This window comes from Membranihabitans maritimus (genome assembly GCF_021729145.1).
Taxonomy (GTDB): domain Bacteria; phylum Bacteroidota; class Bacteroidia; order Chitinophagales; family Saprospiraceae; genus Membranihabitans; species Membranihabitans maritimus.
In genome coordinates this window covers 1-203 of sequence record NZ_JAJSLW010000133.1, presented here as the reverse complement: position 1 = coordinate 203, position 203 = coordinate 1, and the positions used below count along the sequence as shown (strand labels likewise).

1 protein-coding gene is annotated in these 203 nt (G+C 48.8%); it reads right to left on the bottom strand.

Annotated elements, in window-relative coordinates; all coding sequences use genetic code 11:
* The coding region (locus LVD47_RS24445; protein WP_236981200.1) for a hypothetical protein at window positions 1-203 on the bottom strand (203 nt) is incomplete at both ends.

Here is a 203-nt window from a genome sequence, read left to right as displayed (position 1 = left end):
TTCTCTACTTGTCCTTCCGCAAAGCCCAGGTCTACCAATAGGTCTACCCAGTTGTCATATTCTTTTCCGTTGGAACACAAGTCCACACAAGCCGTATCTGCCCACCAGTCTACTCTCCGCGCCAAACGCAAACTAATTCCACAGTTATCCCAACTGCCTTCGTCCATTTCTTCTGCTTCCACCCACGCTACTTTGTTCGTCAA